The 13,758-nt window shown below is 30.6% G+C and carries 10 protein-coding genes; 2 read left to right on the top strand and 8 right to left on the bottom strand.

Going from position 1 to position 13,758, the window contains the following annotated elements:
* Window positions 1-110: 110 nt before the first annotated feature.
* The 5 genes from WA340_RS04540 to WA340_RS04520 all read right to left on the bottom strand — a co-directional run bounded on the left by WA340_RS04540 (window position 111) and on the right by WA340_RS04520 (window position 7,618).
* Window positions 111-623: an OmpH family outer membrane protein gene (locus WA340_RS04540; RefSeq protein WP_027879336.1), complete on the bottom strand. Its 513-nt coding sequence runs from the start codon at window positions 621-623 to the stop codon at window positions 111-113.
* Window positions 624-855: 232 nt separating this feature from the next.
* Window positions 856-1,707, bottom strand: coding sequence for a class I SAM-dependent methyltransferase (locus WA340_RS04535; RefSeq protein WP_336127517.1), 852 nt, complete (start codon window positions 1,705-1,707; stop codon window positions 856-858).
* A gap of 76 nt (window positions 1,708-1,783) precedes the next feature.
* Window positions 1,784-3,655 carry a tRNA uridine-5-carboxymethylaminomethyl(34) synthesis enzyme MnmG gene (gene mnmG, locus WA340_RS04530; protein WP_336127516.1) on the bottom strand — a complete coding sequence of 624 codons (1,872 nt, stop codon included), beginning with the start codon at window positions 3,653-3,655 and terminating at the stop codon, window positions 1,784-1,786.
* A 71-nt stretch (window positions 3,656-3,726) separates the two neighbouring features.
* Complete coding sequence (gene ybeY / locus WA340_RS04525) at window positions 3,727-4,146, bottom strand: rRNA maturation RNase YbeY (protein WP_336127514.1); 420 nt, start codon at window positions 4,144-4,146, stop codon at window positions 3,727-3,729.
* Window positions 4,139-7,618: a DUF4175 family protein gene (locus WA340_RS04520; protein ID WP_336127513.1), complete on the bottom strand. Its 3,480-nt coding sequence runs from the start codon at window positions 7,616-7,618 to the stop codon at window positions 4,139-4,141. The genes ybeY and WA340_RS04520 overlap by 8 nt, the downstream gene beginning before the upstream one ends.
* Before the next feature lie 131 nt (window positions 7,619-7,749).
* Between WA340_RS04520 and gltX the strand changes: the two genes are divergently transcribed.
* Window positions 7,750-9,291: a glutamate--tRNA ligase gene (gltX, locus tag WA340_RS04515; RefSeq protein ID WP_336127512.1), complete on the top strand. Its 1,542-nt coding sequence runs from the start codon at window positions 7,750-7,752 to the stop codon at window positions 9,289-9,291.
* 260 nt (window positions 9,292-9,551) lie between these two features.
* Here gltX and WA340_RS04510 read toward each other — a convergent pair whose 3' ends face one another.
* Complete coding sequence (locus WA340_RS04510; protein ID WP_336127511.1) at window positions 9,552-10,232, bottom strand: hypothetical protein; 681 nt, start codon at window positions 10,230-10,232, stop codon at window positions 9,552-9,554.
* A 75-nt stretch (window positions 10,233-10,307) separates the two neighbouring features.
* Here WA340_RS04510 and WA340_RS04505 point away from each other — a divergent pair, with 75 nt between their 5' ends.
* The gene (locus tag WA340_RS04505; RefSeq protein WP_027879343.1) at window positions 10,308-11,231 is read left to right on the top strand and encodes an SPFH domain-containing protein; all 924 of its coding nucleotides are present in this window, start codon (window positions 10,308-10,310) and stop codon (window positions 11,229-11,231) included.
* Window positions 11,232-11,278: 47 nt separating this feature from the next.
* Here the strand turns inward: WA340_RS04505 and WA340_RS04500 are convergent, their stop codons facing one another.
* The gene (locus WA340_RS04500) at window positions 11,279-11,488 is read right to left on the bottom strand and encodes a hypothetical protein (RefSeq protein WP_027879344.1); all 210 of its coding nucleotides are present in this window, start codon (window positions 11,486-11,488) and stop codon (window positions 11,279-11,281) included.
* Window positions 11,489-11,629: 141 nt separating this feature from the next.
* Window positions 11,630-13,630 (bottom strand): glutamine--tRNA ligase/YqeY domain fusion protein, encoded by a 2,001-nt coding sequence (locus WA340_RS04495; protein WP_336127508.1) that lies wholly within the window; start codon window positions 13,628-13,630, stop codon window positions 11,630-11,632.
* Between the last annotated feature and the right edge of the window lie 128 nt (window positions 13,631-13,758).

Here is a 13,758-nt window from a genome sequence, read left to right as displayed (position 1 = left end):
AGCACGATAAATATAATTAAAACTATGAAAACAACTGATAAATAACAGTTTATAAATAAAAAAAAGCGTTAAACCGAAGTCTAATGCTTTTTTTATAAGTAAATATCTAATTACTTTTTGTAATTATTATCTAAGTCTTTTATAATTGTTTCTGTAAGGTCATATTCATCTTTTGCATACATAACGCTTGGAGAAGACTCTACAGTACCTAAAATAACATCAAAACCATTTGTTTTACCGTATTTTTTAACATAATCCTTAACCTTAGTAATTAAAGAATCCATTTCTTCTTGGTAAGGTTTAGATATTTGTTGTTGCTCCATTTGAAATTGTTGTTGCAACATTTGCTGTTTTTGACCAAGCTCTTCATATTTAGCTTGAGCTTTAGATTGACTCATTTTTTGAGCTTCCATCTGGAATTTTTGAGCTTCCATTTGAAAAGCTCTTCCTATACTATCCTTTTTAGCATTAAAAGCATTAAGCTTTGTTTCGTATTTTTTTTCTAAATCAACTTTCTCTTGCATTTCGTTAATTACTTTTCCGTTGTCAACATATCCTATTTTCTGTTTTTGACAAGAAGTAATAAAAATTGCAATAGATAAAACCGCTAATATTTTTTTCATCTTAATTTTTGTTTTAATGAATTTTCGCAAATGTATAAAAATTAAAAAGTGATAAACACATTTTATGTAAATATTGTACTAATAAGCAAAATCTATTTTAATTTAATTTTAAAATAATTATTAGCTATGAAAAACAACTTCAAATAAAGCGATTTAAGACACTTTCTAAAAAAGGTAAGGTTATCTGTTGTTTAAGACTAAAAATTAACCTTATGCTTTTTTAAAATAAGTTTTAACTGTTTTTAAGCACATAAATTAGCGAAGAATACTCTCTAGTACGACTTGCATTTAAATTAGATCGTAATCCGTTATAAAAACCTTTAAAAATATTTTTACGTCCAGATTTATATTGTTCAGAAAGTAAGCTAACATAAAATGCATCAAATAGCATTGGTTTAAGTTGTTCTATTTCCATATCAATAGAAGCAAATAATTTTGATATTGAATTTTGATCAAAATGCCATAAATGTCTTGGCACATCATAAGCTGCCCAAAACTGATTATAATAGTTTGCATCAAAACTTTTATAATTTGGTACAGCTACCACTAACCTACCTTTAGGTTTTAAAAGTTTTTTTAATATTGAAATTTGATATTCTAAATCTGGAAGATGTTCTAAAACATGCCAAAGTGTAATTACATCAAAACTATTAGATTCAAAATTATTTAACTGTTCGATATCAAAAACTGCGTTTTCTGTTTTTTGATTTGCTATTGTTCTTGCTTCTGCATTTGGTTCGATTCCAGAAACTATCCAATTATTGTCTTTAGCTGTTTTTAAAAAATCTCCTGTACCGCAACCTACATCTAAAAGTGTTTTTGTTTCGGTTTTAAAACCATTGATTAGTTTTAGTTTTTGTTTTAAAGAAAAACGTCTAACTAAATGATATGCTTTTTCAAACCAATTTCGTTTTGCATCTGTGTGAGAAATGTAATCTTCCGTTTTATAATATTCTGAAAGTTGATTAGTTTTTGGTTGAGGAAAAGTCTCTAAAAAACCATATTTTTCATTCTTTTTTAATTGAAACATTTCACCAGAAACGGAATGATCTTTTATATATAATTGTGTTTTTTCTTTACTCATAAATTAAAATCTAATCAAAAAAAAGGGAAGAATTGAAACTAAAAAAAATAAACGTTCCACGTGGAACGTTTAAAATTTATCGTCCCAAATACACCAATAAAACAGAAATATCTGCAGGAGAAACACCACTTACTCTAGATGCTTGAGATATGGTTACAGGCTGAATTTTATTTAATTTTTCCCTTGCCTCCATACTCATCGATTTAAGTTTTGAGTAATCAAAATTATCTGGTATTCTGATATTTTCTAGACGCGTTAGTTTATCTGCGTTATTTTTTTCTTTAGCTATATATCCTGAATATTTTACTTGTATTTCGGTCTGTTCTATAATCTCATTATCTAGATTATGTTCTTCGATGTAATTTGAAACAGACTCGATTTTTTTCATGTCTTCAATATCAATATTTGGTCTAGCAAAAATCTTAAACATCTTATCTTGCTGTTTCATTAATGAAGAATTTTTAGACTCTAAAATCGGATTTATTTCTCCTGTAGTCACACTAGTATTTTGAAAAAACTCTACAAACTTTTCTGCTTGTTCATGTTTTTCTTCCATACGTTTCAAACGTTTTTCAGATGCTAAACCAAGCTCATATCCTTTTGGTGTTAATCTTAAATCGGCATTGTCTTGACGTAATAATGTTCTATATTCTGCTCGAGAAGTAAACATACGATACGGCTCTTTTGTACCTTTTGTAATTAAATCGTCTATTAAAACACCTATGTAAGCTTCGTCTCTTTTTAAGATAAACTCATCTCTTTCTTGAACTTTTAAAGCTGCATTGATACCAGCCATTAATCCTTGAGATGCTGCTTCTTCATAACCGGTTGTCCCGTTAATTTGACCAGCAAAAAATAGTCCACTTACCAACTTAGTTTCTAAAGTATGTTTTAATTGTGTAGGCGGAAAATAATCATACTCTATAGCATAACCAGGTCTAAAGAATTTAACATTTTCAAACCCTTCTACAGAGCGTAGAGCTTTAAATTGTACATCTTCTGGTAATGAAGTTGAAAAGCCATTTATATAATATTCAACTGTATTCCAACCTTCAGGTTCTACAAATAATTGATGTCTATCTTTATCTGCAAAACGGTTAATTTTATCTTCTATTGAAGGACAATATCTAGGACCTAAGCTTTTTATTCGACCATTAAACATTGGTGAGCGATCAAAACCATCTCTTAATAAATCATGCACTTTTTCACTTGTATAAGCAAGATGACAACTACGTTGTTGCGTTAGTGGTTTTGTGATATCTAAATAAGAAAATTTATCAGGATTTTCATCACCAGGTTGTTCAATCATTTTAGAAAAGTCTAAAGATCTTCCATCAACTCTTGGAGGTGTTCCTGTTTTCATTCTACCAGATTCAAAACCTAAATCTACCAACTGTTCTGTTATACCTGTTGCTGCTTTTTCTCCTGCTCTACCACCACCAAAATTTTTATCTCCAATATGAATTAAGCCATTTAAAAATGTTCCGTTAGTTAGTACAATAGACTTTGCTTTTATTTCAATTCCAAGCGACGTAACTACACCTTCAACCTTTCCATTATTGACTAAAAGACCTCTAACCATTTCTTGATAAAAATCTAAGTTAGGTGTGTTTTCTAACATCAATCTCCAGTCTTCTGCAAAGCGCATACGATCGCTTTGTACCCTTGGACTCCACATTGCAGGACCTTTAGATTTGTTCAACATTTTAAATTGAATTGCAGATGTATCACTAACAATACCAGAATAGCCACCAAGCGCATCTATCTCTCTTACAATTTGTCCTTTTGCAATTCCTCCCATTGCAGGATTACAAGACATTTGAGCAATGTTTTGCAAATTCATAGTCACTAATAAGGTTTTACTACCCATATTAGCAGCTGCAGCTGCAGCTTCGCTACCAGCATGTCCTGCACCAACAACTATTACATCGTAAACTTCGTTAAACATAATATTTTGATTGTTCCACGTGGAACGTTTTTAAAATTCGACTTAAATTTGGCGTGCAAAAATACAACAAACTATGACATTTCTTTTAATATCAAAAGTGCTTCGTCCTCTTTAGCTCGCATTAGTTTGGCATCACCTTCGGTCTTATCTTTAAAACCACAATAGTGCAAAATACCGTGTATGATTACACGATGTAGTTCTGTATTAAAATCTACATCAAAATCTTTAGCGTTATCTTCTACCCTTTCAACAGAAATAAAAATATCTCCAGATATAGTTTTTCCTATTGAATAATCAAAACTTATAATATCTGTTAAGGTATCGTGATTTAAATACTGAACATTTAATCGATATAAATATTCATCGTCACAAAACACATAACTTATTTCTTCTTTTTTGCAATTATGATGCTCTATAATTTTTGATATCCAATTAGAAATTTTAGCTTCATCTAATAGCTTAAAATCGGTTTCGTAATTAAAACTAATCATTTTTTTGTTTGAAATATTCTTGTACTTTTTGCTTATAAATTTGCTGCAAAGGTAAGCTTTGTTTATTCAATATTTCGGTAGTATTAAAATATTGTTTTGCTTTGTCTATCTGATTGTTAGTTGTATTAGAAAATGTTTTGTTATTGGTTTGAGATTCGCGTTTTGAATCTTGTCCTTGTTGAAAAGTTGCGTTTTCTAACTTTAGTAATTGATGTTTTAATTCCATCATTTTAGTTAAAGTTTCATTAGTAAAGCCTTCATTGATTAATTTTAATTCTACATCTTCCATATCATTTAAAAGTTTTTTGGCGTCACCATTTCCTCTTAAACCATCTTTCTCTAAACGTTGTTCTAGTTGTTGACGTAATAATTGTTGTTCTTGATAAATTTTAAATAATTCGGCATTCATCTGTTCATTAAAGTCTCCTTCTCCTTGTTGACTTCCGCCTTGTCCTTGTCCGTCACCATCTTTACCGCCTTCTTCACCGTTTTTACCTTTTTCTCCTTTGTTTCCTTTATCTCCTTCTTTACCTTGATTACCTTCATTCTCTCCTTTCTGATCACCTTCATTTTTTCCATCTTTGCCAGACTTTTGTTCGCCTTGCTGACCTTGTTGTCCGTCTTTACCTTTTTCGCCTTTTTTCATTGCTTCTTCCATTTTTTTAGCCAATTCTTCTTGACTTATTATAATATCTGGAAGTGGCATATCGCCTTCTCCTTGACCTGGAGATGGCATACCCATTTGGTTTTGCATATTATCTAAAGCAGCACTTAAAAAATTAGCTAGATTATTAGCAGACGTTAACGCATATTGTTGTGAAGATACACCTTGATATAATTGATTTTCTGATAACTGATCTAATGCTTTATCAATATTAAAATACACATCATTAATTTCTTTATTGATTTGTTCTGAAAATTGTGGTTGTCTTAAGGATATTGCAAATAAACTATCGTCTACGTGCTCAAAATGTGTGCGTAAATCGTATTGCTTTTTTAAGTACTTAGCATATTCATTATGGTTGACTTCTATACTTTTAAACTTGTTCATTAAGTCTTCTTCATCAAAAGAAAATACGACTAAATTATCAATGATTTGTCTAAGCATTTCTATATCTTCTTGCAATTGTTTTTTACTACCTGAAGACATTTGCATTTGCATACTCATACTCATCTGTTTCATTTTTTGAGCTGCATTTTTTTGATTCTGTTTTGCAGAATTTTGTTTATCCTGCTTTTGTTTTTGATCTGTAGATTGTTCTTTTTTTTCTAAATCTTCACTTGCCTGTTGTTGATCTTCTTTAATATTCTCTTCTGCATTTTTATTTCGTGGAACATCCATTGGAGACTTTAATTGCTTATTTTCTTTTTCTAAATTTTCTAACTGTTTCTGGATGTCTTCAAACTTTTTATTTAGTTCGTCTTGTTTCTCTTTTGTGTTTTTTTCTGGATCTTCGTTAGCTAATTTATCTTGTTCTTTGGCTAAGTTATCAAGCTCGTCACTAATTTTTTCCATCTTTTTAGACACGTAGTAACGCTTGGTCAATTCTAATAATTGTTCCATACTACGCTTTTGGTTTTTAGCCTGTTTTGCAAGATTATCTAACTTCTCTGTAAATTCTTCTTTTTTAAATTTTTCTTTAAGCTTTTCTAATTCTTCAAGTAGCTTTTCATCTTTTTTTAATTGCTCTTCATTCTCTTTTAATCGCTCTTGCAATTTTTCTTTAAACGGATCTTCTTTTTTATTTTCCTTTTGAAATTCTTCTAAATTATTTTGAAGCTTTTTATTGAATTGCTTCATCATTTCTTCTTGTTGCTTTTGACGCTTCAAGAAATTCTCTAGCTTCTTTTTATCATTATAATTTAGTTCTGATTTTTCTTTTTGAGTTTTTGAAATTTCTTTAAGTTGTTCTTCTTGTTTTTCAAAATTTTCAAGAGATTTATTAAGATCTTTTATAGTTTCATTTTGCTCGTTAAGTTGCTTTTGTTCTTCTTCGTCTTTAGTACGCTTTCTGTATGTAAACACAGAACTTTTTGTGCTTTTGTTTTTATTTACCGCATCGTTATCAAAAACTTCAAAATACAACTCGTAAGGTATACCGGCTTCTATATCTAAATTATTTGGGAAAGCAGTTAAAAACTCATCAAAATTAGAAGATGAAATTGGTATATTTTTTACAGTTTTATTAGTTTCGTTTTCTGAAGGATAATAGACAAATTGTAATTTAGATAAGCCATAATCGTCACTAACTTGACCTTTAAAATACAAAGTTTGTTGGTCTAAGCTATCTGTTTTAGATTCAATTTTAAGTTCTGGATATTGATCTTTAATAACCGAAATACTATACGCTAAATTCTCGTAATTTTTAAGGTTTTTATTACTTGTGCTAATGTTATAGTCTAAATTATTATAAACGCGTTTAGAGGCTTTAAAAACACCATTTTCTTCTGTAGTAAACGCTAAAGTATCTATACTAATTAAATCGACTTGATCGGTTGCTTTGGTGTTAAGTTGCCAAGTAATTTGTGTGCCTTGTGGTACAACTGCATTACCAATACCTTTTAAAACTTCGTTACGTTTGTTGGTATAGTTTGGATAATTTAAAACCATCTGAAAATTTAACAATGTTGGGACTTCTACAACATGTAATGTATATGGTTTTGAGTTAACACCATTAGCAGATAAATTAAAAGTAATGTCTTGTTTTGGTTGCTCAAAAACATACTCAAAAGTACCTGGTTGACGTTGTTGCAAAAAGTATGACTGATCGTTAAAATTGATTTGTGCATCTTCCGGAACAACATCTCCTTCGGTTTGTACAAATAACCTGAAGGTTTTGTTTTCTTCGGTTTGCAAGCTTTCATTTATAACAAAAAAACTGAAAGGTGCTGGCGGCTCATAAGCAGTTTGATAATTTACTACTCTTTTATAACTATCTGTAAACCAATTAGTTTTACCTAAAACAAAGCTAAATAATAAAATAGCAATAGGAATAACAGCGTATTTTAAATATTTAGTGTTGTGTTTAAAATTAATCGCAAAATTGAAAGGAATTGGGCTTAATTCTTCAGCTTTTTGATCGATGCTGGCTAGAAGTAATTCGCTGTTATCGTTAGTTTCTTTTAGTTGAAGTACATTAAGTAACTTATCATTAACTTCAGGAAAATGATTACCAATAATCGCCGATGCTTGTTTATAGTTAATACCTTTTTGAAGTTTAAATAACTTGGCTAAAGGCAATGCAATAAATTTGATAAACAAGCCAACCTCAACTGCAATAAACAACCAAAATAAAACTGTACGTAAACCAGAATTTAACCACAGAAAATATTCAATTAGTAACGTAATAATAAGATATAACAAGCCAATACTAAAAAACAGGATAGCGCCTTTAATCAACTCATTAGTGTAATATTTTCTAATAAATTGTTCTAATTTGGTTTGTATGATATTGAAGTTATTCAAAGCCATCGTTTTAATTAACTTACTAAAATACAGTTTTTATTTTTTTATGTCTGTTAAAGGCGCTTAAAACTTGTTTTTAAATAGTTCTTTGTGTTTCTTCTACTCTATTCTATCTTTGCACTTTCAAACCAAAAGAAATGTCAAAACAAGTTAGAGTGCGTTTTGCACCAAGTCCTACAGGACCTTTACATATTGGCGGCGTACGTACCGCATTATTTAATTATTTATTTGCAAAAAAATACAACGGTACTTTTGTGCTACGTATAGAAGATACAGACCAAAACCGTTATGTAGAAGGTGCAGAACAATACATTATAGATAGTTTAAATTGGTGTAATATTCCGTTTGATGAAGGTCCAAATAAAAATGAAAAATTTGGTCCATACAGACAAAGTGAACGTAAAGACTTATACAAACAATATGCCGATCAATTAATTAAAAGTGGTCATGCCTATTACGCATTTGATACTGCAGAAGCACTTGATGCACACAGAAAAGACCATGAAGCTAAAGGAAAAACGTTTATCTACAATTGGCATAACAGAGAAAAATTAAGCAACTCTTTATCGCTTAGCGCGGAAGACGTGCAAGCTAAATTAGATGCTGGTGAAGATTATGTAATTCGATTTAAAAGTCCGCAGGATCAAACACTTCATCTTAAAGATATTATTCGTGGTGATATTAAAATTGATACCAACATTTTAGATGATAAAGTTTTGTTTAAAGCAGACGGAATGCCAACTTATCACCTAGCTAATATTGTTGATGACCATTTAATGGAAATTACGCACGTAATTAGAGGTGAAGAATGGCTACCAAGTCTTGCTTTACATTACCAATTATACGATGCTTTTGGTTGGGAAGCACCAGAATTTGCTCATTTACCGTTAATCCTAAAACCAACAGGAAAAGGAAAATTAAGTAAACGTGATGGCGATAAATTAGGATTTCCTGTATTTCCTTTAGAATATATATCTCCAGAAGGTGATGTTTCAAAAGGTTATAAAGAAGATGGATATTTTGCTGAAGCTGTTGTTAACTTTTTAGCCTTTTTAGGATGGAATCCTGGAACAGAACAAGAAATTTTTAGTTTAGAAGAACTTATAGAAGCGTTTGATTTATCTAAAGTGAATAAAGCCGGAGCACGTTTTGATCCAGATAAAATTAAATGGTTTAATCACCATTACATGCAAGAACAAAGTAATGATAATTTAGCTGAAGCTTTTAAACCAATCGTTGATAGAAATGTAACATTAAATTCAGATGATCTAGGTGATTATGACATAGATGTTAATTACATATCAATGGTTGTTGGGTTAATTAAAGAACGTGCTACGTTTGTAAACGACTTTTGGGATTTAAGTAATTTCTTCTTTGTAGCTCCAACAGAATATGACGAAAAAGCTTTTAAAAAAGCCATTAAAGACGATACAAAATCTATAATGACAGACGTAAAATCTATCATAAATAATATTGAAAATTTTGAAGTTGAGACACTTCAAAACGATGTAAAAGGTTGGATTACGTCTAACGACATTGGTTTTGGTAAAGTGATGATGCCACTACGTTTAGCCTTAGTTGGTGCATTACAAGGACCAGATGTTTTTGACATCATGTACATGATTGGTAAAAACGAAACTGTTAAACGTATTGATAATTTAATTGAAAAAATAGGTTAAAATATTAATCAAACCCTTTGTACATTTTGATTTCAATTTTATAATAAAACGTCAGTTCGAGTGATTTTGAGGAACGAAAAATTGTATCGAGAACTTGTTTGGATTAAAAAATTCTATTCTCGATACTGATTTTACTCATTTTCAATCGTAAAATCCACTCGAATTGACGAATTTTTTTATGATACACAATAGAATAATACATAAACAAAAAAGCCTCTAATATTTAGAGGCTTTTTTAATTAATTTATTTGGTATAAATTTTAAAACGTTATCAATAAAGCTATGGTTAACATGCTTTGATTTCCTTTAAATTTTTTATTAGTAAAATTAGCAGCATTAGAATCATTTAAATCACCAAGTATATTAGTAAAACCATAGATATATTGTCCTCTTATTTTAAAGTTTTCAAAACCTGCGGTTAATCCAATCGCACCATTCACATTAAAATTAGTAAGATCTACAAAATCTTTAGCCAATAAACTATCAAACTCTGCAACAAACCAATCTTCTTGACCTTCATCATCAAATTCTAAATCACTATTGTACTGTAAAACTGGTCCAAAATCTAAAGTTAAATATGGTCCAGCTAATTTTGCATGTATTAAAAAAACAACTTGAGCAGTTAAAATCTTGTAATCTATAGGCTTAAAATTATTGCTTAAAGCAGATGCAAATCCGTTTACACTCATGCTATTTTCAGATAATTGCATACCATAACTTACATTGTACCATTTATGAGGAATATCTACCGTTGCAGACATATGTGCTAACCAACCTGTATTACTTTTAGTTTCAAAATTATCAGTAATAATATCAAACTGAGTTAATCCACCACCAAGAGCAAATCCGTTTTTTATGTTGTAAGAACTTCTTTGTGCAAAAGAAAATGTAACAAATAGACTACAAATTGCTACTAATAGATAAAGTTTAAATTTTTTCATTACTAATAATATAGATTAGTGAACAAATATAACTTAAATTAGTAATCAATAAAGTAAAACCAAAAACCATTAATTATGCCTTTTTTAATTCCTATTGTAGTCTTAGGACTAATCATTTTAATTTCAGCATTTTTTGTTGTTAAACAACAAACTGCAGTAATTATAGAACGCTTTGGTAAATTTCATAGTATAAGACAATCTGGTCTTCACTTAAAAATTCCTTTAATAGATAAAATTGCTGGTCGATTAAGCTTAAAAATTCAGCAATTAGATGTCATTGTAGAAACTAAAACATTAGACGATGTATTTGTTAGACTTAAAGTTTCTGTACAATACCGTGTGTTAAGTCAAAAAGTGTACGATGCGTTTTATAAGTTAGATTATCCGCATGAGCAAATTACAAGTTATGTATTTGATGTGGTACGTGCAGAAGTACCTAAGATGAAATTAGATGACGTTTTTGTTAAAAAAGATGATATTGCATTAGCGGTGAAAGCTGAGCTAAACGACGCGATGTTAGACTATGGATTTGACATTATTAAAACTCTTGTAACAGATATAGATCCTGATGCACAAGTAAAAGCTGCAATGAACCGTATTAATGCTGCAGAACGTGAAAAAACTGCTGCACAATATGAAGGTGATGCACAACGTATTTTAATTGTTGAAAAAGCTAAAGCTGAAGCTGAAAGTAAACGTTTACAAGGTCAAGGTATTGCAGATCAAAGACGCGAGATTGCACGTGGATTAGAAGAGTCTGTAGAAGTTTTAAACCGTGTTGGTATTAATAGTCAAGAAGCATCTGCATTAATAGTTGTAACGCAGCATTACGATACGCTACAATCATTAGGTGAAGAAACTAATAGTAACTTAATCTTATTACCAAATGCGCCACAAGCTGGAAGTAATATGCTAAACGAAATGGTTGCAAGTTTTACCGCAAGTAACCAAATTGGTGAAGCTATGAAAGAAGCTAAACGCAAAAAAGAAGAAGAGTAAAATCTAAAATAGTAAACACAAAAAAAGCCTCTATTAAGAGGCTTTTTTTATTTATTTTCTTTCTCATAATTATCTATCAAACTCTGTAAAGAATTTAGATAATCTTCTAAAGATTGTTTATCAATATGTGTTTCGTTATTATCCTTTGGTAATGTAATACGTTGCTCGTCTAAGTACTTTTGTAACTCTGGATAATCTTCTTCTATTTCTCTTGTCTTAGCTGTAATTTTACTTAATAATTCTTGTATTGCGTCCATTTTATTTTTGATTTAAGTTATCCATTCAAAATAATTCAAATCACTTATAAATCAAAAGATTATATACTAAATGGTTGTTAAAATTTATATATATAAAAACCCGCTAAGTAAAACTTAGCGGGTTTTAGTTTGTGTTTTATATTAAGCTAACTGTTGCGCTTCTTCTACCAACAACTTGTTTTTGTCTTCTAATGCTGTATTTATAAACTCATTAATAGCTTCGTTTTTTTCTAAACCATTTTTAAGTAAAACACCAAGTGTGATCATTGTAATAATACGCGTACCACTTTTCTTTTTAGAAGTATTAAAAAGTGGCTCTACATCTTCATAAGATACGTCTTTGGCTAATTCTAAGATTTCTGCTTTTGCTTTTGCTCTAGCATCATCTGGTAGTCTATCATACTTTTTACCAAAAGACTTTATTTGCTCTATTGCAGGACGATTATTAGTTTGCTTTTGAGGCTGAATCTGGTTTTGTTTTGGTGCTTGTTTTGCCCAACTATCACGTAAACCAACAGTTTTATTGAATACTAAGGCGTCAGATTTAGAATCGTCATCCACATTAAAATACCCTAAACGTTGAAACTGAAACTGCTCTCCTACTTTAGCTTCTGTTAAACTTGGCTCTACAAATGCATTGATGATGTTTAAAGAATTTGGATTTAAAAATTCCATAAAATCTTTACCATCATGACTATCTGGCGCTTCGTCCATAAACAGCCTATCATATTCTCTAACTTCAGCTTTTACAGCATGTTTAATAGAAACCCAATGTAACGTTCCTTTTACTTTTTTAGAGGTATCTGTATCGTAAGTACAATGTACTTCGGTAATATTTCCTTCAGCATCTTTTACAACGTTTTCAGCTTTAATAATATAAGCATTTTTTAAACGTACTTCGCCACCTAATTTTAATCTAAAAAACTTACTTCCTGCTTCTTCTTTAAAATCTTCTTTTTCAATATATATTTCTTTAGAAAAAGGTACTTTTCTAGATCCAGCACTATCGTCTTCTGGATTATTTTCGGCATCTAACCATTCTTCTTTATCGTCTGGATAATTAGTAATGACCGCTTTTAAAGGATCTAAAACCGCCATAACACGTGGTGCAGTTTTATTTAAATCCTCACGTACGCAGAATTCTAAAAGCGCAACATCGATCACGTTTTCGCGCTTTGCAACACCTACTTTTTCTATAAATTGTCTTATTGAATTTGGTGTATAACCTCTACGTCGTAAACCAGAAATGGTTGGCATACGCGGATCGTCCCAACCCGAAACTACCTTCTCTTCTACCAATTTAAGCAACTTACGTTTACTCATAATGGTATAAGAAAGGTTTAAACGCGCAAATTCGCGCTGTTTTGGCTGCATTGGATAGGTTTCCTTAGCATAATCGTAAACTTGCTCTTTAAACCAATCGTAAAGCTCTCTATGTGGTTTAAATTCTAAAGAACATAAACTGTGACTAATTTGCTCGATATAATCGCTTTCGCCATGCGTCCAATCGTACATTGGATAAATGCACCAATCGTTACCAGTACGATGATGATGTTTCTTTAAAATACGGTACATAATAGGATCACGCATTAACATATTAGGATGTTGCATGTCTATTTTAGCACGTAAAATATGTTCACCTTCATTGAATTCGCCATTTTTCATGCGTTCAAAAAGGTCTAAATTTTCTTCTACAGATCGGTTACGATAAGGACCATCTATACCAGGTTGTGTTGGTGTTCCTTTTTGTTCTGCCATCGCTTCAGAAGATTGGCTATCTACATACGCCTTTCCGTCTTTAATTAATTGTACAGCCCAATCGTATAACTGTTGAAAATAATCTGAAGAATACAGCTCGTTTTCCCATTGGTAACCTAACCAAGCCACATCTTTTTTAATGGCATCTACATATTCTTGCTCTTCTTTTGCTGGGTTAGTATCGTCAAATCTAAGATTAACAGGCGCATTGTACTTTAATCCTAAACCAAAACTAATACCAATAGCTTTGGTATGACCAATGTGCAAATAGCCATTAGGTTCTGGCGGAAAACGAAAACGTAATTTATCCTTAGCTAATCCATTAGCTAAATCTTCTTCTATAATATGCTCAATAAAATTGAGTGATTTTGTTTCTTCAGACATGTAATTAGGTTTATTTTTAAGTGATTACTGCTATTAATCTACTTTAATAATAAAGTGTAAAATTAGTTATTTTTTAGTTGAAATGAATTGTTCTTTCCTTTAAAAATAGAGCACGTAAAATTTTTAGG

Source organism: Mesoflavibacter sp. CH_XMU1422-2, from assembly GCF_037029245.1.
Taxonomy (GTDB): Bacteria; Bacteroidota; Bacteroidia; order Flavobacteriales; family Flavobacteriaceae; genus Mesoflavibacter; species Mesoflavibacter zeaxanthinifaciens.
This window is presented reverse-complemented; position numbering and strand designations above follow the sequence as displayed.